Here is a 21,955-nt window from a genome sequence, read left to right as displayed (position 1 = left end):
GGTTCCGGCTCGGGTTCGCGCGGTGGTTCGTACGGTGGCGGCTCGGGTTCCGGCTCGGGTTCGCGCGGTGGCTCGTACGGCGGTGGCTCGGGTTCCGGCTCGGGTTCGCGCGGTGGCTCGTACGGGCGGGACGGCGGGCGCCGGGACGACCGGCGTGACGACCGTCGCTTCCCGGACCGCCCGCTGCGGCCCGAGGAGCGCAAGTACGACCGCCCCGAGTTCGGCGGCGGCCCCAACGCCACCCCCGCCCGCGGTGGCTTCGCCGGCCGTCGCCCCGGCCCGGCCCCGCGCCCGCGCCGGGAGGGCCAGGGTGCCCCGGGCGACCCGCGCCGTCAGCCGCAGCGCTCGCGCGAGCTGCAGGCCCGGATCGAGGACGCCGTACTGGCCCGGCACGACAAGCCGGCCGTCAAGCTGCCGAAGACCTTCGGCGAGCCCGAGGGCGAGCGCCTGCAGAAGGTGCTGGCCCGGGCCGGCATCGGCAGCCGGCGCGCCTGCGAGGAGCTGATCGAGCAGGGTCGGGTCTCGGTCAACGGCAAGCAGGTCACCGAGCAGGGCAAGCGGGTCGACCCGGAGAAGGACGAGATCAAGGTGGACGGCCTGACCGTCGCCACCCAGTCCTACCTGTTCTTCGCGCTCAACAAGCCGGCCGGCGTGGTCTCCACCATGGAGGACCCGGACGGGCGCCAGTGCCTGGGCGACTACGTGACCAACCGGGAGACCCGGCTGTTCCACGTCGGCCGGCTGGACACCGAGACCGAGGGCATCATCCTGCTCACCAACCACGGTGAGCTGGCCCACCGCCTCACCCACCCCAAGTACGGCGTGACCAAGACCTACCTGGCCGCCATCCAGGGCCCGATCCCGCGTGACCTGGGCAAGCGACTGGCCCAGGGCGTGGAGCTGGAGGACGGCTACGCGCGCGCCGACAGCTTCAAGGTGATCTCCAACGTCGGCAAGAACTACCTGGTCGAGGTGACCCTGCACGAGGGTCGCAAGCACATCGTCCGCCGGATGCTGTCCGAGGTCGGCTTCCCGGTGGAGAAGCTGGTGCGCACCCACTTCGGCCCGATCGCGCTCGGCGACCAGAAGTCGGGCTGGCTGCGCCGGCTCACCAACCCGGAGGTCGGCCAGCTGATGAACGAGGTCGGCCTGTAAGAGCCCGGCTTCTTCACCGGTTGTTCGTCGGAGGGTCCCCCGCCCGTGGTGGCGGGGGACCCTCCGACGTGTGTGTGAGCCGGGACGCAACCGCTGGTCACGGCCTTGTCAGCGCCATGATCCGTGGCCGAGGATGGCCACCGGACCACCGCCCCGCCGCATGGCGGGACCGCGCCAGCACCGGCGCCGGAGGGGTGTTCCGGGGCGAACAGGGGGAGACGGCGTCGTGTCCGATGCAGCACTGGGGCGGTCCGCCGGACTCGCGCTCGGCCCGTTGGGACTGGCCGAGCCGGACGGACAGGTGTACGCGGCGCTGGTCGCCAGTCCGCAGTCCACCGCGGAGGAGCTGGCCGAGAGCTGCGGCCTGACGCTCCAGCAGAGCGTGCGCGCGCTGGACCGGTTGGCGCAGCAGGGGATGGCCACCCGGGCGCCGGTGGACCGGGAGCGCTACCTGCCGGTCGCCCCGGACGTGGCGATAGGGACCCTGATCGGCCACCGGGAGTCCGAACTGCGCAGCGCCCGGGCCGAGATGCACCGGCTGATGGACGCCTTCCGGGAGGCCTCGCGCTACACCGACCCGGCGCACTCGGTGGAGGTGCTGACCGGCGGCGAGGCGATCGCCCAGCGGCTGGAGCACATCACCGGGACCAGCCAGTACCAGGTCCGCGGCTTCGACCGCCCGCCGTACATCCAGGACCCGGTGGCGGTGATGCCGCTGCAGCGGCGGCGGCTGCGGGAGGGGCTGCGGTTCCGGACCGTCTACGACCGGGAGGCGGTGGCCTGGCCCGGCCGGCTGGAGAGGAACATCCTGGTCGGCGTCGCGGACGGGGAGGAGGCCCGGGTGCGGCCGACCCTGCCGATGAAGATGATCATCTCGGACGACCGGATGGCGATCATCCCGATCAGCGTCGGCGACAGCGTGCTGGACGCGGCCTACGTGATCCACCCCTCGGCACTGCTGCAGGCGCTGGACACCCTGTTCGAGGCGGAGTGGGAACGCGCCGTGCAGCTCCAGGCCGCGATCGGCACCGGGGACGCCTCACCGGAGCCGGACGCCGACCACCGCAAGTTGCTCGGCCTGCTGGCCGCCGGGCTGACCGACGAGTCGATCGCCCGCTCGCTGGGCTGGAGCGCCCGGACCACCCAGCGGCGGCTGCAGGCCCTGATGCGTTCGCTGGGCGCCACCACCCGCTTCCAGGCCGGGATGGCGGCCCGGGAGCGGGGGTGGCTGTAGGGCCTGTCGGAGACCCCTCGGAGGAGCTCAGCTCCAGGGGCTGAGGGAGGCCCAGCGGCCGTCCGGGCCGCGCTCGACCTTCTCCAGGCCGAGCACGGCGGAGCGGTTCAGCCGTCCGTAGATGTGCGGGAACAGGACGCCCGGGGTGGCCCCCGGCGGTGGGGCGCCGTGCGCGGCCTCCCACTTCACCATCGGCTCCACCAGTGCCTCCTCGATCAGCAGCACCATCAGCGGGTCCGGGGTGTCGGCGTAGAAGGCGTTGGCCACCGCGAGCGCCGTCTGCTCGTCCGCCGAGCAGTGGATGAACCCGTCGGTGAGCAGCGACGCGGTGGCGTACGGGCGGCCGGGGTCGGCCAGCCAGTCGTCCAAGGGTGCGAGATGGAGGATCATGTTCCTTTTGTACCCGCTTTCCGGTTCCGAACGGTCGTCACGAGACCTCCCGGTCACAGCCCGGCCACCTTGGCGGCGGCGGAGACCTCGTACACCAGGGTGAGGCTGCGGCGGGCGCCCGGGCCGAGCGGGACGTCCCAGCGGACGATGCCCTCGGCGTCGAGGGAGTCCGGCGCCGGGGAGCACTCCTCCTTGCGCAGCCGCACCTCGACCGCGGCCACCTCGGAGACCGGTACCCGTTCGCGCACCGTGACCAGCTGCTCGTCGTGCTCCTCCGGGCCGGAGAAGCGGGACAGGTGCAGCCGGACGGTGCGGGTGGTGGTCTGGCGGCCGCTCAGCGCGGCGCTGCTCCGGCGCTCGTCCGTCTCCCGGACAACCCGGTAGTCGTCCGTGCTGCCGAAGGACAGCTCGGCGTCGGCGCCGGCGGCGGTGAAGCGCAGCGCGCCGCGGCCGGTGAAGCCGCTGCCGCGCACCAGCTCGACCGGTCCGGCCAGCAGCGGGTGCCCGGCCGCGTTGCGGAACCGGACCACCTGGGTGACCAGCGGGGACAGCTCCGGGGCGCAGGCGTACTCGCTGCCCGCCGGGACGGTGAAGGCACCCAGCGGGACCCGGTGCGCCCGGCCGTCGGAGGGGACGGAGGCCGGGGCGGGGGCGGACAGCACCCGGACCTCGCCGCCGTCGTCCAGGCCGGGGACGGCGGCGCCCGGGCCGAGGGTGGTGACCTCCTCCTCGCGCAGCTCGACCTCGACCGTGCGGCGCTCCTCGTCGGTGCGCTCGCGCAGGGACAGGACGTCCTCGGTGAGCGCGGGCGGGTCGGTGGCGAGGGCGGAGCGGGCGGTGGAGAAGGTCAGCCGGGCGCCGGTCCAGTCCTCTCCGGTGCGCTGCCAGACCACCGCCTCCGACTCCAGGCGCAGGCTGCCGGCGTCCAGGGCGGCGCGGTAGGAGGGGCGCCACAGGGCGCAGGGCACCAGGTGGTGGACGGTCAGCCCGGCCGGGCCGGGGCGCTCGGCCTCCACGGTGAGCTCCAGGTGGGCTTGCAGCTCGGCGGGCTCCTCCTCGGCCGCGTCCAGGGCCAGCAGGGCCTGGGAGCGCTCCTGGTCCAGGCGGCGCAGCCGGGAGTGGGTGGTGCGCAGCTCCTCGCCGTAGCGCTCGCGCTCGGCGTCCACGCGGTCCAGCTCGCGGGCCCAGCGGGTGCGCTCGATCTCGCCGACGCCGGCGCCCTCGCCGATCTCGCGCAGCAGGTCCGCGGTCAGCTGGGCGAGCAGGGCGAGCCGGGCCTCCAGCCGGGCGCGGGTCTGCTCCGCCAGCCGCGACTCGGCCTCCAACCCGTGCAGCCGGTGGCGCAGCGCGGAGTCCGCCGGGCCGGGCGGCAGCGGGGCGCGCGGGGACCAGGTGCGCACCAGCCGGGCCTCCAGCACCCGGATGCCGGGGTCGGCGGCCTCGGCGCGCAGGGTGCGGTCCACGGCCAGCGCGGTGAGCGGGCCCAGCCGCAGCCGCTGGACGCCCCCGGTGAGCTCGACCGTCACCGAGCGCTCGACCTGGGCGCGGTCCTCCAGGCAGGTGACGGCGGTGACGGGGAGGGGAACGGTCTCTTCGGTCATCTGTCAGTTCCTCCGGTTTCCGCCCACGATGGCCTTTCCGGCCGGGATCTTGATCTGGTAGCCGCCCTCCAGCTCGGTGCGGCCGCCCGGCGGCAGTTCGACCCGCCAGAGCCGGGTGCCGGCCGGGCACTCCGGGGTCGGGACGGCCGGGGCCCGCCAGTCGGCGCGTTCCTCGATCCGGATCTCGGCGTCCGAGGCGACCGGCACGCGCTCGCGGACCTCGACCGTGACGGCGCGGCCGAGCCGGTTGGCCAGCTGGACGTGCACCCGGTGGTCGAGGACGGTGCTGTTGCCCTTCAGCATGCCGGTGGCGGACTCGTGCAGCTCGGTGCGGCGCGCCACCTCGACGCTCTCGGTGACGCCGATGCCCAGGCTCCTGGTGCCGCCCGGGGCGAGGGTCGGCAGGGCGGCGGTGAGCAGGAACTCGTCGTCCACGGTGACCTCCACCGGGCCGGCCAGCACGGCGCGGTCGGTGCGGTTGACGAGCACCAGGGTCGCGTACACCTTCGGCTCGACGGCGGGGACGGTGACGTACTCGGGGCGGACGGAGAGCGGGATGCCGTCCACCGTGACGGTGTGCCAGGTGCCGTCGGACGGGATGTCGGCGCGGGCCGCGGCGTCGAAGCGGTGGTCGAAGGAGCCGGCCGACTCGCGGGGCGGGACGGCGTGGCGGGGGAGGGCGAGCTGGGCCAGGTGGATGCCGTCGTGGCCGCCGGGCAGGAACCGCTCCAGCTCGTCGCGCTCGACCCGGGCCGGGTCGGGGCGCAGCGTGCCGCGGCGGCCGGAGGAGTCGTCGGGGCCGGCCAGCCGGAGGCCGGGGTAGTCGAGCAGGACGGCCTCCGGGGTGGCGCCGGTGGCCGGGGGCCGGGCGGCGCTGCGGCGGCGGGCGCGGCGGGACTCCTGGGGCGGGGCACCGCCGAAGGCCTGCGGGCCGGGGGCGCCTCCCGGGGCCCGGGGCACGGGGGCACCGCCCGGGGCCTGGGGCGCGGGGGCGCTGAGCGCGGGTGGGGCGCCGTAGCCGGCGAAGCCGGGCGGCGGGGGTGCGGGGGCGGGCTCCGGGACGCCGAGGGAGCCGCCGCCGGCGGGTGCGGCCTCGTCCGCGAGGAACTCGGCGCCCGGGCCGGCGGGGCGGCCCCCGCGGCGGCGGGTGGGCTTGGCGGCGAGGGGCGGGACCGGGCGCGGGGCCGGGCTCGGGGCGACCGGGCCGCGGGTGACGGGGCGGCGGGGGGTCGGGCGGTCGGCAGCGGCCGCGTCGTAGCCGGTGAAGAGGTCGGACAGGCCGACCGGGGGTTCGCGCCAGCCGGAGGGCGGCGGGGCGGGCTGGCTTCGGCCGATCCGCAGCGAGGCGAGTCTGGGCAGGTCGGTGCGACGCTCCAGGTCGGCGGTGGAGAGGGCGAGCCGGACGCCCGTCCAGTCCTCGCCGGTGTGCTGGGCGACAGCGGCGCGCAGGACCAGGTGGGCGGTGGACTCGCCGGTGCGGTGGCTGAGGCGGTAGGTGGGCACCCAGCGGGCGGTGGGGACGCCGTACTCCAGCTCCAGCTCGACCAGTTGGGGTTCGGGAGCGGCTTCGGGTTCGGGAGCGCCGGAGAGGGCGGCGTCGGTGTCGGGCGCGGTGGTCAGGGTGAGCAGGACGGTGTCGGCGGCCCGGACGGGTTCGGTCCGCTCGGCGGTGGATGCCCGGTCCAGCCGGTCGGCGGCCAACTGGCGCTCGTGGTCGGCGAGTTCGATCTCCCGGGTGAGCCGCTCGGCGCGTTCCTGGAGGCCGGCCAACCGCTCGTCGACGAAGTCGGCGAGCTCCAGCCAGGCCTCGGCCGGGGTGCGGCGCAGCGGTTCGGCGGGGCGGCGCTGGGGCGGGGCGGCGCGCAGTGCGGCGGTCTCGGCGATCGCGGCCTGGACCAGCCGGTGGCGCTCGTTCAGCGCCCCCTGGCGCTCCATGGCCTCGTCCAACTCGCGCCTCAGTAGCGGGAGTTCGCCGGGTTCGTGGAGTTCGGCGAGGGTTTCGAGGCGGGCCTCGACGACGGCGGTACCGGCCGGGCCGGTGAGCACCCGGGCACGCAGCGAATCGGCGTGCAGTGAGCTGGGCAGGCCGGTCAGCCGCAGCCGTCCGTCGGGCGGGACGGGGACGGTGGCCCGGCGACGGCACACCGCGCCCTCGGCGTACACCACGACGGAGTCCAGGACGGACGGATGGGCCGGTACGGCCGGGTGCGTCGGTGCGGCCGGGTGCGTCGGTGCGGCCGAGGGTTCCGACGGGCCGGTCTGGCTGCTGTGCTGTGCGTCCCGCTGGTCATCCCGCTGATGGTCCATGCGCAACCCCTTCGTTCGCGTCCGGTGTGTCGCGGCTCGCCCCGCCGCCCCCTGGGCGGCCAGTCTGCCCCGCTCGGGGCCGGGCGTCGCCGGATTTCCCGGGGCACGGCGTGTGCACGGTGTGGGACGGGGGTGCGGGGTGCCGCGGTTGCCGGGGCGGGGGTTGCCGGGCGCGGGGGTTGTCGCGGCAGGGGGTGCCGGGGGTTGTGGGCGGGGTTGCCGGGGACGAAGGTTGTCGGCGGGGTTGTCGGGGTCGGGGGTTTTCGGGGGCCGTCGGGTGGGAGGATGGGGCCCGGGTGCTCCCGGTCGACCCCGGTTCCTGTCGTGACACCGGCACCTGTTGAGAACCGCCAGTGACAAACCGTCCAGTCGAGAACCGTGATCGAGGAGAGCCACCCGCCATGCGCACTGCCGTCGTCGTCGGCACCGGACTGATCGGCACCTCCGCAGCCCTGGCCCTGGCCGCCCGCGGGCTGACCGTCCATCTGGAGGACGCGGACCCGGACGCCGCCCGCACCGCCGAGTCGCTCGGCGCGGGCATCACCGAACCGGCCGAGGGCCCGGTGGACCTGGCGATCATCGCCGTCCCGCCGGCGCTGGTCGGCAAGGTGCTGGCGGACTGCCAGCGCCGCAACCTGGCGCACTGGTACACCGATGTGGCCAGTGTGAAGTCCGGTCCGGGCAGCGAGATCGCCGCGCTCGGCCTGGACACCGTTCACTACATCGGTAGTCACCCCATGGCCGGCCGCGAGCGCTCCGGGCCGCTGGCCGCCCGCGCCGACCTGTTCGAGGGCCGTCCCTGGGTGCTCACCCCGACCGCCGACACCGACACCGACACCCTCAACGCGGCGCTGGAGCTGGTCGCGCTGTGCGGCGCGGTGCCGATCGTGATGGACGCGGACGCGCACGACCGGGCGGTGGCCCTGGTCTCGCACGCCCCGCAGCTGGTCTCCTCGCTGGTCGCGGCCCGGCTGGAGCACGCCGACGAGACGGCCATAAGGCTCTCCGGCCAGGGCGTGCGCGACGTGACCCGGATTGCCGCCTCCAACCCCGGGATGTGGGTCGACATCCTGTCCGCCAACGCGGGCGCGGTCGCCGACGTGCTGGAGGCGGTCGCCGGCGATCTCGGCGAGACCGTCAGCGCGCTGCGCGCCCTGGCGGCCGGGGAGGAGGGCGCCCGCCGCACCGGCGCCGAGGGCATCGAGGCGGTGATGCGGCGCGGCAACACCGGGCAGGCCCGCATCCCCGGCAAGCACGGCGCCCCGCCCACCCGCTACGAGACCGTCGCGGTGGTGCTCGGCGACCAGCCGGGCGAGCTGGGCCGGCTGTTCGGCGAGGTCGGCGAGGCCGGGGTGAACATCGAGGACGTCCTGATCGAGCACTCGGACGGGCAGCAGGTCGGCTTCGTCCAACTGTCGGTGGCGCCGATGGCCGTCAAGCGGCTCACGGCGACGCTGCGCGCGAGCGGGTGGAGCGTTCGGGACTGACACCCGTCGGGTGGCCGTGGCCGTGGCCGGGGTCGGGGTCGGGGTCGGGGTCGGGGTCGGGGTCGGGGTGAGGCGGTCGGGCGGCGGGCCGGGTGGTGTCCGGGTGGTGGCCAGTTGCTGAGGGGGCGGGCGTGATCATCGAGTTGCCGCTGGGGGACACCCGGCACAGGTTCGCCGGGGAGCCGGTGGACCTCGGGAACGAGCGGTTCCTGCGGGCGGTGGTGGGCGGGGAGTTCGCCGTCCACCACCGCAGCGTGGCGGCGATGGTGGAGCGGCCCCGGCCCACGCCGCCGGAGTTCGCAGAGCCGGAGTCCGTCGAGCCCGAGCCGACCTGCAGCCTGCTGCTGCGCGCCGCCCACGCGGCCTTCGCGGAGCACCTGCCGCTCAGCCTGTCGCCGGACGTGCTCTGGTACGCGGTGGTGCACGAGGTCGCGGTGCACGTACGGATGTACCCGCCGCGCTACCGGGCGCTGTTCGGCGCGGCGGACCGGTCACGGGCGCTCGTCGTCCGGGACGACACGCTGGCGGGGCCGGACGGTACGAGCCCGGGCGCGGACTGGGCGCGGTCGGTGCGGCTGGTCCGGGAGCCGCTGGCGGCGGTGCTGGGGGAGGAGCTGGTGGAGCTGTTCCGGCCCTCGTTCTCGACCACGGCGCCGGACGACGTGTCCTCGGTGCTGGTCGCGCTGATGGACGTGGTCAGCCCGTACTACGACTTCCGCTGGGAGACCCGCTGCGGCATCCCGAGGGTCCGGTTGGAGGGTACGGCGGAGGACTGGGCGCTGCTGGCGGCCCGGGTGGCCGCGCTGGCGGAGCGCTTCGACTGGCTGGCGCCGTGGTTCGCCGGGCTGCGGCCGGTGCTGGCGGAGATCGCGGCCACGGCGGCGGGCGGGCCGGTCGACGAGGGCTTCTGGCGCTCGCTGTACAAGTGGGAGTCGGTCTCCGGCGGGCCGCTGGTGACCGGCTGGCTCACCGCCTTCTTCGCCCACACCCAGTCCCCGGACGGGCCCCGGCTGCGGCAGACCTTCGACTGGCGGGAGGCGGCCGGCACCTCGTACCACCGGGACGCCTTCGCGGTGAACGACTTCCCCTCGCACCTGTCCACGGTGCCCTTCGTGTGGGATCGTCTGGGCGTCGAGCGGTCGATGATCTTCGTCGGCGGGGTGCTCGGGATCGAACGGGACGGGGAGTTCCTGCGACCCCGGCTGGGGCACGCGGTACTGGAGGTGCGGTGATCATCGAGGTTGCGCTCGGCGACGGGCGGGCGCCGGGCGACGCGGCGGAGCTGGAGGTCGTCGGGAACGACGGTTTCCTGGCGGCGGTGGTCGGCGGTGAGTTCGCGCTGCTGCACCGCAGCACGGGGACGCTGCTGGTCTCCCCGGAGCACTACGCGACGCGGGTGGGGGAGGCGGAGCCGACCTGGAGCCTGCTGCTGCGTGCCGCGCACCTCGCCTTCGCGGAGCACCTGCCGCTCAGCCTGTCGCCGGACGTGCTCTGGTACGCGGTGGTGCACGAGGTCGCGGTGCACGTACGACTGGACGCGGAGCGGTACGAGGGCCTGTTCGGCGCCACCCCCGGTGCGAAGCGGACCATCGAGGTCAGGGACGACAGCCTGCTGAGCGTCGACGCGGACTGGGCGCGGTCGATCCGGTTGGTCCGGGAGCCGCTGGCGAAGGAGATCGGGCCGGAGCTGGTGGAGCTGTTCCGGCCCTCGTTCTCGACCACGACGCCGGACGACGTGTCCTCGGTGCTGGTCGCGCTGATGGACGTGGTCAGCCCGTACTACGAGTTCCTCTGGGTCACGCTGTGCGGCATCCCGAGGATCCGGCTGGAGGGCACCGCCGAGGACTGGGCGCTGCTGGCGCGGCGGGTCGGCGAGCTGGCGGAGTGGTTCGAGCCGCTGGGCCCGTGGTTCGCCGGGCTGCGGCCGGTGCTGGCGGAGATCGCGGCCACGGCGGCCGGTGGGCCGGTGGACCAGGAGTTCTGGCGCTCGCTGTACAAGCGGGAGTCGGAGTCCGGCGGGGACTTCGTCTCCGGCTGGATCACCGCCTTCTTCGCCCACACCCAGAAGCTCTCCGGGCCGGAGCCGCGGACGGACTTCCGCTGGCGGGACGGGCGGGCGCGGTTCACCGAGAACGCGTTCCCGTCGCACGTCTCCAAGGTGCCCTTCCAGTGGGAGACACCGGGCGGGGTACGGTCGATGGCCTTCCTCGGCGGGGTGCTCGGGATCGAACGGGACGGCGAGTACGTACGGCCCCGGCTCGGGAACGCGGTGCTGGAGGTGGAGCGGCAGCCGGTGGACCCGGCCGCCGAGCAGGCGGCGCTGGCGGCGGCCCAGCTGCCGGAGGGGTGGACGATCGAGCGGGTGCGGGAGGTGAGCGGGTCGGCGGGCGCCCGGCTGCTCGGCACCGACGGGATCCTTGCCGTGGACGGGTTGAACGGGGCGGAGCTGGGGCGGCCGATCGCCCTGATCCGCTTCGGGATCGGCTGCGTCACACGGCTCGACGCCGACGGCCCGTGGTACGTGGGGATCCTGAACCCGCGCGACGGCGTCGTCGGATGCGAGCCCGGGCCCGGGCCCGAGCTGGCGGACGTCCTGCCGGGGATGGGGTGGTGAATCGGCACGGCGGCGGGCCCGGGACGGGTGTGGAGGGGGTGGTGACCCGGCCGGGGCGGGGTCCGGCGCCGGTCCATTAACCTTGAGGGAGACAATCCCCGGCCGCTCGCCCGCGAAGGCGTCGGCTTCCATGCCTCAGCATGCTCAGAGAGAGGTTCGCCCCCGTGGACACTGCCGACCGAGCGCACGCCCCGGTCGTCGTCGCCATCGACGGACCCTCCGGCTCCGGCAAGTCGACCGTCTCGCGGGCGGTCGCCGCCCGGCTGGGCCTGAGCTTCCTGGACACCGGCGCCATGTACCGGGCGATGACCTGGTGGATGCTGGCCAATGACGTGGACGTCGACGACCCGGAGGCGGTGGCCGTCGCCTGCGGCAAGCCCGTCATCGTGTCCGGTACGGACGCCGACGGGCCGACGATCACCGTCGACGGCCAGGACGTCTCCGGCCCGATCCGGGGCCCCGAGGTGACGGCGCAGGTCAGTGCCGTCTCCGCGGTGCCGGCGGTGCGGGCCCGGCTGGTGGAGCTGCAGCGCGGCTGCGCCGAGGTCGCCGAGCGCGGCATCGTGGCCGAGGGCCGGGACATGGGGACCGTGGTGTTCCCGCAGGCCACCGTCAAGGTGTTCCTGACCGCCTCCGAGGCGGCCCGGGCCGAGCGCCGGGCGGCCGAGCTGCGCGCCAAGGGTGTCGACGAGTCGACCATCACCGCGATGGCCGCCGACCTCGCCCGACGCGACGCCGCCGACTCCTCGCGGGAGACGGCGCCGCTGGCCCAGGCCGTGGACGCGGTGCTGGTGGACACCAGTGAGCTCACCCTGGAGCAGGTGATCGAGCGGATCACCGCGCTGGTGGAGGAGCGGGCCGGACTGTCGTCGGTCTGATCGGTCTGATCGGCGTGATCGGCGTGACCGGGCTGACCGGTCGATTGGCCCATTGGTCGATCAACTGATCAACTGATCGGTCTGACCATGACCATCTGAGTTATCGAACGAACCGTGGGCCGTCAGGCGCCGCGGGAAGAAACCATCGCGCTGCCCCAGCGGGGCAGGTACGCACGGCACGCCCCTGGGAAGGGCCGGGCCGGGAAACGGAACAGACGAACATGACCGTAGAGCACTCCGCCACCGGGCCCGGTGACCTGGACGCCGCCGACTACGCCGAGTACATGGCCCTCGCGGCCGAAGAGGGCTTCGACCTCGACGGCTTCGACGGTGTGGACGGCGTCGAGCACGTCCGGCTGCCGGTGCTGGCCGTCGTCGGCCGCCCGAACGTCGGCAAGTCGACCCTGGTGAACCGCATCATCGGCCGTCGTGAGGCCGTCGTCGAGGACAAGCCGGGCGTCACCCGCGACCGGGTCACCTACGAGGCCAGCTGGAACGGCCGCCGCTTCAAGGTGGTCGACACCGGCGGCTGGGAGATCGACGTCCTCGGCATCGACGCCATGGTCGCCGCCCAGGCCGAGTTGGGCATCGAGCAGGCCGACGCGGTGCTGTTCGTGGTGGACGCCAAGGTCGGCGCCACCGACACCGACGAGGCCCTGATCAAGATCATCCGTCGGGCGGGCAAGCCGACCGTCCTGTGCGCCAACAAGGTCGACGGCCCCTCCACCGAGGCCGAGGCCGCCTACCTGTGGTCGCTGGGCCTGGGCGAGCCCTACCCGGTCTCCGCCCTGCACGGCCGCGGTTCCGGCGACCTTCTCGACGCCGTCATGGACGCGCTGCCCGAGGCCCCGCCGCAGACCTTCGGCGACGCCGCCCCCGGCGGTCCGCGCCGGATCGCGCTGATCGGCCGGCCCAACGTCGGCAAGTCCAGCCTGCTGAACAAGGTCGCCGGCGAGGAGCGCGTCGTCGTCAACGAGCTGGCCGGCACCACCCGCGACCCGGTCGACGAGATGATCGAACTCGGCGGCAAGACCTGGAAGTTCGTGGACACCGCAGGCATCCGTCGCCGGGTCCACCTGACCGCCGGCGCCGACTTCTACGCCTCGCTGCGCACCTCCGCCGCGCTGGAGAAGGCCGAGGTCGCGGTCGTCCTGATCGACGCCAGCGAGACCCTCGCCGAGCAGGACACCCGGATCATCTCGATGGCCGTCGAGGCCGGGCGCGCCGTCGTCGTCGCCTACAACAAGTGGGACCAGCTCGACGAGGAGCGCCGCTTCTACCTGGAGCGCGAGATCGAGCGCGACCTCGTCCAGGTGCAGTGGGCCCCGCGCGTCAACGTCTCGGCCAAGACCGGCCGGCACATGGAGAAGCTCGTCCCGGCGATCGAGACCGCGCTGGAGGGCTGGGAGACCCGCATCCCGACCGCGCGCCTGAACGCCTTCCTCGGCGAGCTGGTCGCCGCCCACCCGCACCCGATCCGCGGCGGCAAGCAGCCGCGCGTCCTGTTCGGCACGCAGGCGGGCGTCCGTCCGCCGCGCTTCGTGCTGTTCGCCTCGGGCTTCCTGGAGGCGGGCTACCGACGCTTCATCGAGCGCCGACTGCGCGAGGAGTTCGGCTTCGTGGGGACGCCGATCTCGATCTCGGTGCGGGTTCGGGAGAAGCGGAAGAAGAAGTAGCAGGTAGTAGTGGGTAGTTGGTCGTAGACAGTACGAGTTCGAGGGCTCCGTCACCGGTGGTGGCGGGGCCCTCGGCCGTTTGCGCTGCTTCTCGTGGGGGTGCTGGTGCTGGTGCTGGTGCTGGTGCGTGGGCGGCGATCAGTGGCGGTCGCCGACCCGGCCCGGGGGGAGGGAGAGCATCTGGCGGTGGCGGCCGCCGGTGGGGGGCGGGGTGGTGGCCAGGCCGGTAGCCGTGCCCAGCACCGGGGACGGGGCCGGCGGGGCGGGTACCGCGTGCGGGACCGCGCCGAGGTAGCCGGCGGCGACCCAGCCCTGGCCGTTGGTGAACTGGGGGGAGGGGGGCACGGCCTGGCCGTGGCCGTCGCTGGTGGCGGCGGTGGCAGCGGCGGCGACGGGCTCCGAGTGGGCGTGGCCGTGGCTGTGGGGTGGGGGGTACGGGTGGGACTGGGTGTGGTTCGAGGCGTGGTTCTGGGTGTGGCCTTGGGCGTGACTGTGGGCGTGGCTGTGGGCGTGACCTTGGGCGTGCGAGTGCTGCGGCTGCGTCGGCATGAACTGGGGGAGGCCGGACGGCTGGCCCGCGTAGGTGTGGAAGGCCTGGTGTTGCGCGGGTGGGTACGGCCGCTGCTCGCCGAGCAGCGGGTAGCCGTCGCGGATCGCGAAGCCGGTGAACCTCAGGTCCTCCTCGCCCGAGCGGTCGCCGGGCAGGGCACGGAACAGCCGTCGGTACTCGGAGTACAGCTCGTCGTAGATCGGGGTCGTCGAGTGCGGGTGCTCCGCGTCGTACGACGGGCGCATGCCCGGGATCGAGCGGGGGGCGGTGGCCGACCGTCCGGCGGATGCGGAGACGTCGTAGCTGTACACGTAGGGGCCAACGAGTGAGAGGCGGCGGGGATGCGGGGGCGTTCGGCGCACGGGACGGGGCGGGGCCGCGCGGTCGGCGTGGGGACGGGAGGTCGGCGTGGGCACGGGAGGTCGGCGCGGGCACGGGAGGTCGGCGCGGGGACGGGGCAAGGGCGGACGGGTGGCGGGCGTCCGACGGGTGACGGGCTTCGGACGGGTGGCCGCTGCTGGGTGGTGCCGCGGCCACCCGTCCGAAGCGTCGGAGCGCAGGATCAGGTGCCGGCCAGCGGGAGGGAGGCGGCGACCACCTGGCCCAGCGCCACCGCCCGCTCCAGCGCCTGGCGCAGCAGGTCCTCGCGGGGCTGGCGGCCGACCATGCCGGCCGGGACGGCGTACATGGTCACCTCGGAGAGCTGGCTGGCCGCCATCCGCCAGGCGTCGGTGACCTGGAGCGGCTGGTGCGCCTGCCACCAGCCGGTGCTGCCGCCGGCCGCGGCGGGCTGAAGGATCGCGTGGAGCTTGCCCATGGCGACCAGGACCGACCAGCCGGGCAGCTGGTCCGGGGTCTCGTCGAGGTCGGCGACCGGCTGGAAGCCCGCGTCCTGGAGCAGGTCGAGGAACTCGTCCTCGCCGGAGGTGCTACCGGGGCGGCCGACCGGGCCGGTGGGCTCGACCACGAGGGAGGCGTGGCCGACCTTGCCGTGCAGCACGAGGCCGCAGGTGATGCCGAGGATGGCGGCCTGGCCGGGGGCGGTCGGCTGGGCCGGGGGCCCGGCGGGGGTGGTGGGGGCGGTGGGTGCGGGGATGGTGAAGTTCGGGGCGGGGACGGCGAGGTCCGGGGCCGCGGGCTGGGACTGGTTGATGCTGCGGACGGCGCCGACCAGTTGCTCCTCGGCCACCGGTACCACCTGGGACGGGATGCAGCGGGCGTGGGCGAAGGCCAGGACGGCGGTCTCGTCGCCGACGAACAGCACGGTGCTGGTGGCCTCCGCGTGGGTGTCGCCGGGGGTGCGGCAGGAGGTGCATTCGTAGCTGTCGGGGGCGCGGTCGCCGCCGAGCAGGCGGTCGGCCTCGTCGTCGCCGATCTCGGACCGGACCTCGTCGCTGACGTCGAGCATGCGCGGCACAGGGGTCTCCTCGGATGGGTGCGGATGGGGTCATGGGGGCGGACTCGGGGAGGTCGCCATGCCCAACGGGCCCTTGTGTCAGGCGTCACGGGTGCCCGGCGAGGGTGACGGGAATTGCCCCGGATCCGACCGCGCCGCGTGTTCTCGTGGTCGCAATCTGTCGATGTCAGTGCCAGGACTGCCGGAATGAAACGGTGAGGTGGGTCACGCCGCCTCGATGTTTGATCTAGGAATCGATGGCTAAAACGGACAATTCGGGCAGGAAACCACGGCCATTACCGCCGGTAACCCTTGGCTGACCTGGGCAGACCGGTGGTGTTTTGGTTTCCCCACCGACCGGCTCGTAGCTTCTTTGGCGGCGCAACGAGCGCCACCCGGGCTCACCCCCGACGCACCGCCCCCCGGCTCCGGCCAGGCGTGGCAGGTGCCCGCCGACGCGATCGCTCGAACGGATCGTGCCGGCGAGCGGCTGGGTGGCCGGGGCGGCAGCGGCACGTCCGACACGTGCACGGCCGTCCGACGGACGCGGCAAGCGAACTCGGCCCTCCCCAGGGTCTGGTTCCGCATGCCCGCCCGGGGCTGTCGAGAGGAACCTCATGACCTTCCGTAACGAGAACGCCGCTGCCACCACCGCCGCCACCAAGCGCAACCGCGTTCGGATGGCCGTCGTGGCGGGCGCCGCTGTCGCGGCCCTCCCGGTGGCCGGCCTCGTCACGGCCACCTCGGCCTCCGCCGCCCCCGTCTCCACCTGGGACGCCGTCGCCCAGTGCGAGAGCGGCGGCAACTGGGCCATCAGCACCGGCAACGGTTTCTACGGCGGTCTGCAGTTCACCTCCAGCACCTGGGCCGCCTACGGCGGTACGGCCTACGCCGCGCAGGCCAACCAGGCCACCAAGGCGCAGCAGATCGCCGTCGCCGAGAAGGTCCTCGCCTCGCAGGGCCCGGGCGCCTGGCCGGTCTGCTCCGTCAAGGCGGGCCTGACCAAGGGCGGCGCCCCGGCCGCCGTCGACACCTCGGCCGGCTCCACCGCCGCCAAGCCGGCGCAGACCCCCGCGCCGAAGACCGCCACCCCGAAGGCCGCGGCTGCCCCCAAGGCCGCCGCCCCGAAGGCTGATGCCGCGCCGAAGACCGCTGCGCCGAAGGCTGACGCCGCGCCGAAGTCCGACGCCTCGTCGAAGAAGGACGCCGCCAAGTCCTGGACCGGCGCCAAGTCCTGGACCGGCTCCAACGACGCCAAGCCGGCCAAGGGCAACTACACCGTCAAGTCCGGTGACACCCTGAGCGCCATCGCCGCCGCGCAGGGCCTGGACTGGCACGACCTGTACAAGAACAACGCCAAGGTCATCGGTGGCAACCCCGACCTGATCCTGCCGGGTCAGACCCTGAGCATCTGAGCCTCTGAGGCTCTGAGTCCGTGGGCTGCTGGGCTGCTGGGCTCCTGAGCTGCTGAGTTCTTGAGCTTCGCCGGGGCTTTGCCAGGTTTGCTGCGTTTTGCTGGGCTTCGATGAGTTGACCGCTTGTCGGGTCGTCGTCGCCCGGTCGTCACGGCCGTTCCTCCGCCACGCGGGGGAGCGGCCGTCGGCGTTTCCGGCGTGTCGGTGCGGGGTGGTGTCCGGGGTCCCTAGGGTCGGCTGCCGTGCCGCATTCGTGTGATGAACGGACAGTCCGGGCCGTACTTCGGGTGGCTGCCGCCGTGGCGGTGGTGATGGCCGTGGTCTCGGGCGGCGTACGGGCAGGCGCGGCGGCACGGGTCGCGGACATGATCTGGGACGAGCTCGCCGACTGCGAGAGCGGCGGCGACTGGCGGGCCGACACCGGCAACGGCTACTACGGCGGTTTGCAGATCCGGCCGGCCACCTGGGCGGAGTCCGGCGGCCTGCGCTTCGCCGACCGGCCCGACCACACCGGCCGGCGGGAACAGACCACGGTCGGGGAGGAGATCCTGCGGCAGCAGGGGTGGGAGGCGTGGCCTTCCTGCGCGCGGGAGCTGGGGATGATCGGGCCCGGTGCGGGGTAGCAGGGGCTTCCGGGCGCTCGAGGGGCCGACGGCTGGACCGGTGGTGGGGGCGGTGCGGGAGGATGGTGGGGTGATCCAGGGCGAGCTGTTCGACGACCTGCCCGGGGAGCGCCGCGGTGGGCCCGCCGGTCGGGCGCGGTCCGCGGGCCGGGTGCCGGCCGACGGCCGGGAAGGGTCCGACGCCCGGGTGCCGTCCGACGCCCGGGTGCGGTCCGAGCCCGCTCCCGGGGTCGTCCTGCTGCCCGACTGGCTGGACCGGGCCGCGCAGCTGCGGCTGGTCGACGCCTGCCGGGAGTGGGCCCGCCCGCCGGCCGGGCTGCACAGCGTGCGGATGCCCACCGGCGGCGTGATGTCGGTGCGGATGGTGAGTCTGGGCTGGCACTGGTACCCCTACGGCTACGCGCGGACCGCCGAGGACGGCACGCCCGTCAAGCCGTTCCCGCCCCTGCTCGGGGAGCTCGCCCGGCGGGCGGTGGCGGAGGCGTACGGGGAGCGGGTCGGGGAGGTCGCGGGCGCGGCGGCGTACGAACCGGACATCGCGATCGTCAACCACTACCCGCACGGCGCCAAGATGGGCCTGCACCAGGACCGGGACGAGCGGGTGGACGCGCCGGTCGTCTCGCTCTCGCTGGGCGACGCCTGCGTCTTCCGGCTCGGGAACACCGAGACCAGGAACCGGCCGTGGACCGACCTGGAGCTGCGCAGCGGGGACCTGCTGGTGTTCGGCGGGCCGGCCCGGTTCGCGTACCACGGGGTGGTGCGGACGCTGCCGGGGGATTCGGGTGCGGACGGCTCGGGGTTGGGGCTGGTCGGGCGGCTCAACATCACGGTGCGGCAGTCGGGGCTGGAGCGTGGCGGCCGGTGATCCCATTCTGCGCTCCTGATCCGTTCGCTCGTTGCTCGTTACTCGTAACTCGCTATTCGTCTACTCGTTCGAGTGAATCGGGCGCCCGGGGTCGGTGAGCGGGAATGTCCTGGGTCGCCGGAGAATTGTCGCCGGAGCATTCGAGTGAGCTGGAGGACTCGAATCGGCATCGATCGGCACACGAGAGGGAGCGCGCGCATGGGTACCCCCGTCGACGACCTCGTCGATCTGCTCGACCTGGAGCAGATCGAACTGAACATCTTCCGCGGGCGCAGCCCCGAGGAGGCACTGCAACGCACGTTCGGCGGCCAAGTCGCCGGGCAGGCGCTGGTCGCGGCAGGGCGCACGATCGACGACGCGCGCCCCGTTCACTCGCTGCACGCGTACTTCCTGCGCCCCGGGGTGCCCGGGGTGCCGATCGTCTACCAGGTCGACCGGATCCGTGACGGCCGTTCCTTCAGCACCCGCCGGGTGCTCGCCATCCAGGGCGGCCGGTCGATCTTCTCGCTCACCGCCGACTTCCACAGACCGGAGGAGGGCAGCATCGAGCACCAGTACCCGATGCCGGACGTCCCGGCGCCCGAGGAACTGCCCAGCGCCCTGGACGAGGTCGGCTCCCGGCTCGGCGAGCTGCCCCCGTTCATCAGCCGCCGCCAGCCCTTCGACATCCGCTACGTCGAGCGGCTGCGCTGGAACAAGGAGGACCTGGTCGGCGTCGAGGCGCGCAGCGGCGTGTGGCTGCGCACCAACGGCCCGCTGCCGGACGACCCGCTGATACACGTCTGCGCCCTCACCTACGCCAGCGACATGACGCTGCTGGACGCCGTTCGCGCCCCCGTGGAGCCGCTCTGGGGCACCCGGCACTTCGACATGGCCTCGCTGGACCACGCGATGTGGTTCCACCGGCCGTTCCGGACCGACGACTGGCTGCTCTACCAGCAGGAGTCCCCGATCGCCCACGGCGCGCGCGGCCTGGCCCGCGGGCAGCTGTACGACCGGCACGGGCAGCTGGTGGTGTCGGTGGTGCAGGAAGGGCTGTTCCGGCGGCTGAGGGACTGACGTCTGCCTTCTGCTGCCGCGGCATTGCCGTCCCTTGCAGTCTTCTTACGGGTGCGGCGGCGTGCCGGGTGCGGGGAATGCTCCGTACCGGCGCGCGGTGTTGTGCAGGATGACCGATACGGGCGGCCCGAACGACGGGCCGTCCGCGGACCGGACCGGGAGGGTTGACCGATGACGGCGACGGCCGCAGAGGACTGGAAGCACTGGAGCGACGGGCGAGCGGCGTCGGTGAGCGCGCCGCACGGCCAGCTCGCACTCACCGGCACGCACTGGCTGGATCCCGAGCCGACCGAGGTCCCGGGCCTGCCCGGGCACTGGTGGGCCGACGCCGAGGGCGTCCGGGTCCGGGCCGCGGCGGCCGACGGCATCACCGTCGAGGGCGCGGACGGGCCGGTCGACGGCGAGGTGCTGCTGCGCCCGGACACCGATCCGGCCGCCGACACCGCCAGGCTGGGCGATCTGCTGCTCGTGCCGATCGAGCGGGAGGGCGAACTCGCCCTCCGGGTCTTCGACCCGTCCTCGCCCGGCCGGACCGGCTTCGCCGGCATCTCCGCCTACCCCTACTCGCCGGAGTGGGCCGTGCCCGCCGTCTACACCCCCTTCGAGGAGGAGGAGGAGCAGTCGGTGGTCGTCCCGAACGCCGACGGCAAGGACCGGCCGCTGGCCGTCACCGGGCGGATCGAGTTCACGGTCGCCGGCGAGCACCGCACCCTGACCGTCGGCCGCTCCGGCCCTCACCTCACCGGCGTCATCGCCGACGCCACCAGCGGCGTCGACACCTACCGCTTCCGCTTCATCACCCTGCCGGCGCCCGACGCGGAGGGCCGGACCGTCCTGGACCTCAACCGGGCCTACCTGCCGCCCTGCGCCTTCGCGGACCACTTCATCTGCCCGTTCCCGCCACCGGGCAACCGGTTGGACTTCGCGGTGGAGGCGGGGGAGAAGCAGGTGCTCAGCCGGTAGGCCTGGGGGGCGGGCGGTCGGGTGGGCGTGCGGGCGGTGGGTCGGGTGGGCGTGCGGGGCGGCGGTGCGGGCAGGGGCCCCGGTGTCGGGCGCGGCGGGGGGCGGGACAACCATGGACCGTTGTGACGACCAACCAACCCCCTGATGCCCCGGCCGCCGCCCCCGCCGCCCCCGCTCCTGCCGTGCCCGGCCCCGCTCCCGCTGTCTCCGCTTCCTCCTCCCCGGCGCCCACCCCCTGGTACCGGCGGGCCTTCGCCGACCTCAGCCCGCTACGCGAGCACCCCGACTACCGGCGGGTCTGGACCGGCCAGGCAGTCTCCTCCATAGGCCAGCAGATGACCTCCGTGGCCGTCTCCGTCCAGGTCTACGACCTGACCGGCTCCGCCTTCGCGACCGGCCTGGTGGGCCTCTTCTCGCTCGTCCCGTTGGTCGTCTTCGGTCTGTACGGCGGCGCGATCGCCGACACCGTCGACCGGCGCAAGCTCGGCCTGACCGGCTCGGCGGGCCTGGCCGCCGTCTCCGCCCTGCTCGCCGTGCAGGCCTTCGCCGGGCTCGGCCTGGTGGCCGTCCTCTACGCCGCCGTCGCCGTCCAGGCGAGCTTCTTCGCGCTCAGCTCGCCCGCCCGCTCCGCGATGGTCCCCCGGCTGGTCCCCGCCCACCAGCTTCCGGCGGCGAACGCCCTGAGCACCGTCAGCATGAACCTCGGCCTCACCGTCGGCCCGATGCTCGGCGGCGTCCTGATCGGCGCCTTCGGCGCCCAGGCCGCCTACCTCGTCGACACCGTCGCCTTCACCGGCACCCTCTACGCCATGTGGCGCCTGCCCGCCATGCGGCCACAGGGCCCGCGCAAGGGCCGCGCCTCCGTCCTCGACGGCCTGCGCTTCCTGCGCGAGCAGCCCAACCTGCGCACCAGCTTCCTCGCCGACCTGGCCGCGATGATCTTCGGCATGCCGCGCGCCCTCTTCCCGGCGATCGCCGCCACCTTCTACGCCGGCGACGCCCGCACCGTCGGCCTCCTCGTCTCCGCCCCGGCCGTCGGCGCCCTGATCGGCGCGCTCTTCTCCGGCTGGGTCAACCGGATCCACCGCCAGGGCGCCGCGATCCTTGCCGCAGTCTCCGCATGGGGCCTCGCCATCGCCGCCTTCGGCGCCCTCCACAACCTCTGGCTCGGCCTCCTCTTCCTCGCCGTGGCCGGCTGCGCAGACACCGTCAGCATGATCTTCCGCAGCACGATGATGCAGGTCGCTGCCCCCGACCAGATGCGCGGCCGCCTCCAGGGCGTCTTCATCGTCGTCGTGGCCGGCGGCCCCCGCCTCGGCGACTTCGAGTCCGGCACCGTCGCCGCCCTCAGCAATCCCGCCACCTCCGTCATCACCGGTGGCCTCGCCTGCGTCGCGTGCGTCCTCCTCCTCGCCGCCCGCCGCCCCGCCTTCCTCACCTACGACGCCCGCCACCCCACCCCCTGACCCACCCACCCGCCCCACCCCCGAAACCTGGCAGCGAGCACCCCCCGACGTGCTGTATTGTTTTCCACGTCGCCGGGACACCGGAGACAAGGTCGAGAAGCCGAACCGGCAAGGCCCCCCAGGCCCCACCGCAAGGCACCGAGACCACGGGACGTGGCGCAGCTTGGTAGCGCACTTGACTGGGGGTCAAGGGGTCGCAGGTTCAAATCCTGTCGTCCCGACAGTGATGTCGGAGCCCCGCTGGCTGGACGAAGGTCCAGGCCAGCGGGGCTTTTG

Annotated in this window: 18 protein-coding genes and 1 tRNA gene; 14 read left to right on the top strand and 5 right to left on the bottom strand. The window is 74.1% G+C overall.

All coding sequences use genetic code 11. The features are described 5' to 3' along the window. Both ACFWIS_RS19200 and ACFWIS_RS19195 read left to right on the top strand, forming a co-directional pair. Positions 1-1,155, top strand: a 1,155-nt coding sequence (locus ACFWIS_RS19200; protein WP_380523917.1) for a pseudouridine synthase, incomplete at its 5' end; no start/stop codon positions are given. 226 nt (positions 1,156-1,381) lie between these two features. Beyond that, entirely contained in the window at positions 1,382-2,389 is a 1,008-nt protein-coding gene (locus ACFWIS_RS19195) for a helix-turn-helix domain-containing protein (protein WP_380454863.1), read from the top strand. A 27-nt stretch (positions 2,390-2,416) separates the two neighbouring features. Here the strand turns inward: ACFWIS_RS19195 and ACFWIS_RS19190 are convergent, their stop codons facing one another. From ACFWIS_RS19190 to ACFWIS_RS19180, 3 genes are read right to left on the bottom strand one after another with little or no spacing between them, the layout of a single operon-like run. Continuing rightward, complete coding sequence (locus ACFWIS_RS19190) at positions 2,417-2,779, bottom strand: DUF952 domain-containing protein (protein WP_380454865.1); 363 nt, start codon at positions 2,777-2,779, stop codon at positions 2,417-2,419. A 53-nt stretch (positions 2,780-2,832) separates the two neighbouring features. After that, entirely contained in the window at positions 2,833-4,380 is a 1,548-nt protein-coding gene (locus tag ACFWIS_RS19185; protein ID WP_380454867.1) for a mucoidy inhibitor MuiA family protein, read from the bottom strand. Between the two features lie 3 nt (positions 4,381-4,383). Further along, complete coding sequence (locus ACFWIS_RS19180) at positions 4,384-6,687, bottom strand: DUF4139 domain-containing protein (protein ID WP_380454869.1); 2,304 nt, start codon at positions 6,685-6,687, stop codon at positions 4,384-4,386. Positions 6,688-7,088: 401 nt separating this feature from the next. Between ACFWIS_RS19180 and ACFWIS_RS19175 the strand changes: the two genes are divergently transcribed. The 5 genes from ACFWIS_RS19175 to der all read left to right on the top strand — a co-directional run bounded on the left by ACFWIS_RS19175 (position 7,089) and on the right by der (position 13,342). Further along, positions 7,089-8,174 (top strand): prephenate dehydrogenase, encoded by a 1,086-nt coding sequence (locus ACFWIS_RS19175; protein ID WP_380454871.1) that lies wholly within the window; start codon positions 7,089-7,091, stop codon positions 8,172-8,174. A gap of 131 nt (positions 8,175-8,305) precedes the next feature. Then, complete coding sequence (locus ACFWIS_RS19170) at positions 8,306-9,406, top strand: DUF4419 domain-containing protein (protein ID WP_380454872.1); 1,101 nt, start codon at positions 8,306-8,308, stop codon at positions 9,404-9,406. After that, positions 9,403-10,788, top strand: a complete 1,386-nt coding sequence (locus ACFWIS_RS19165; protein ID WP_380454873.1) for a DUF4419 domain-containing protein — start codon at positions 9,403-9,405, stop codon at positions 10,786-10,788. Before ACFWIS_RS19170 ends, ACFWIS_RS19165 begins: the two co-directional genes overlap by 4 nt. A gap of 140 nt (positions 10,789-10,928) precedes the next feature. Further along, the gene (gene cmk / locus ACFWIS_RS19160) at positions 10,929-11,666 is read left to right on the top strand and encodes a (d)CMP kinase (protein WP_380454874.1); all 738 of its coding nucleotides are present in this window, start codon (positions 10,929-10,931) and stop codon (positions 11,664-11,666) included. A gap of 221 nt (positions 11,667-11,887) precedes the next feature. Then, a complete protein-coding gene (der, locus tag ACFWIS_RS19155; RefSeq protein WP_380454876.1) occupies positions 11,888-13,342 on the top strand; it encodes a ribosome biogenesis GTPase Der in 1,455 nt (484 codons plus the stop codon). A gap of 138 nt (positions 13,343-13,480) precedes the next feature. Here der and ACFWIS_RS19150 read toward each other — a convergent pair whose 3' ends face one another. Together ACFWIS_RS19150 and ACFWIS_RS19145 are read right to left on the bottom strand one after the other, a co-directional pair. Continuing rightward, positions 13,481-14,137: a hypothetical protein gene (locus ACFWIS_RS19150; RefSeq protein WP_380454878.1), complete on the bottom strand. Its 657-nt coding sequence runs from the start codon at positions 14,135-14,137 to the stop codon at positions 13,481-13,483. A gap of 317 nt (positions 14,138-14,454) precedes the next feature. Then, positions 14,455-15,309, bottom strand: coding sequence for a hypothetical protein (locus ACFWIS_RS19145; RefSeq protein ID WP_380454880.1), 855 nt, complete (start codon positions 15,307-15,309; stop codon positions 14,455-14,457). 596 nt (positions 15,310-15,905) lie between these two features. On the opposite strand from ACFWIS_RS19145, the gene ACFWIS_RS19140 reads away from it, so the two are divergent. The 7 genes from ACFWIS_RS19140 (at position 15,906) to ACFWIS_RS19110 (ending at position 21,900) form a co-directional block, all read left to right on the top strand. Beyond that, entirely contained in the window at positions 15,906-16,703 is a 798-nt protein-coding gene (locus tag ACFWIS_RS19140; protein ID WP_380454882.1) for a transglycosylase family protein, read from the top strand. Between the two features lie 287 nt (positions 16,704-16,990). After that, on the top strand, positions 16,991-17,326 hold the full coding sequence (locus tag ACFWIS_RS19135) for a transglycosylase family protein (RefSeq protein ID WP_380454884.1): 336 nt from the start codon (positions 16,991-16,993) through the stop codon (positions 17,324-17,326). 187 nt (positions 17,327-17,513) lie between these two features. Then, positions 17,514-18,191, top strand: coding sequence for an alpha-ketoglutarate-dependent dioxygenase AlkB family protein (locus ACFWIS_RS19130; protein WP_380454997.1), 678 nt, complete (start codon positions 17,514-17,516; stop codon positions 18,189-18,191). 198 nt (positions 18,192-18,389) lie between these two features. Then, positions 18,390-19,250, top strand: a complete 861-nt coding sequence (locus ACFWIS_RS19125) for an acyl-CoA thioesterase (protein ID WP_380454886.1) — start codon at positions 18,390-18,392, stop codon at positions 19,248-19,250. A gap of 171 nt (positions 19,251-19,421) precedes the next feature. Further along, complete coding sequence (locus ACFWIS_RS19120; protein ID WP_380454888.1) at positions 19,422-20,213, top strand: DUF1684 domain-containing protein; 792 nt, start codon at positions 19,422-19,424, stop codon at positions 20,211-20,213. 122 nt (positions 20,214-20,335) lie between these two features. Further along, positions 20,336-21,679 carry an MFS transporter gene (locus ACFWIS_RS19115; RefSeq protein WP_380454889.1) on the top strand — a complete coding sequence of 448 codons (1,344 nt, stop codon included), beginning with the start codon at positions 20,336-20,338 and terminating at the stop codon, positions 21,677-21,679. A gap of 147 nt (positions 21,680-21,826) precedes the next feature. After that, positions 21,827-21,900, top strand: a tRNA-Pro gene (locus tag ACFWIS_RS19110). Positions 21,901-21,955: the final 55 nt, after the last annotated feature.

The organism is Kitasatospora sp. NPDC127060, assembly GCF_042724935.1.
Taxonomy (GTDB): Bacteria; Actinomycetota; Actinomycetes; order Streptomycetales; family Streptomycetaceae; genus Kitasatospora.
This window is presented reverse-complemented; position numbering and strand designations above follow the sequence as displayed.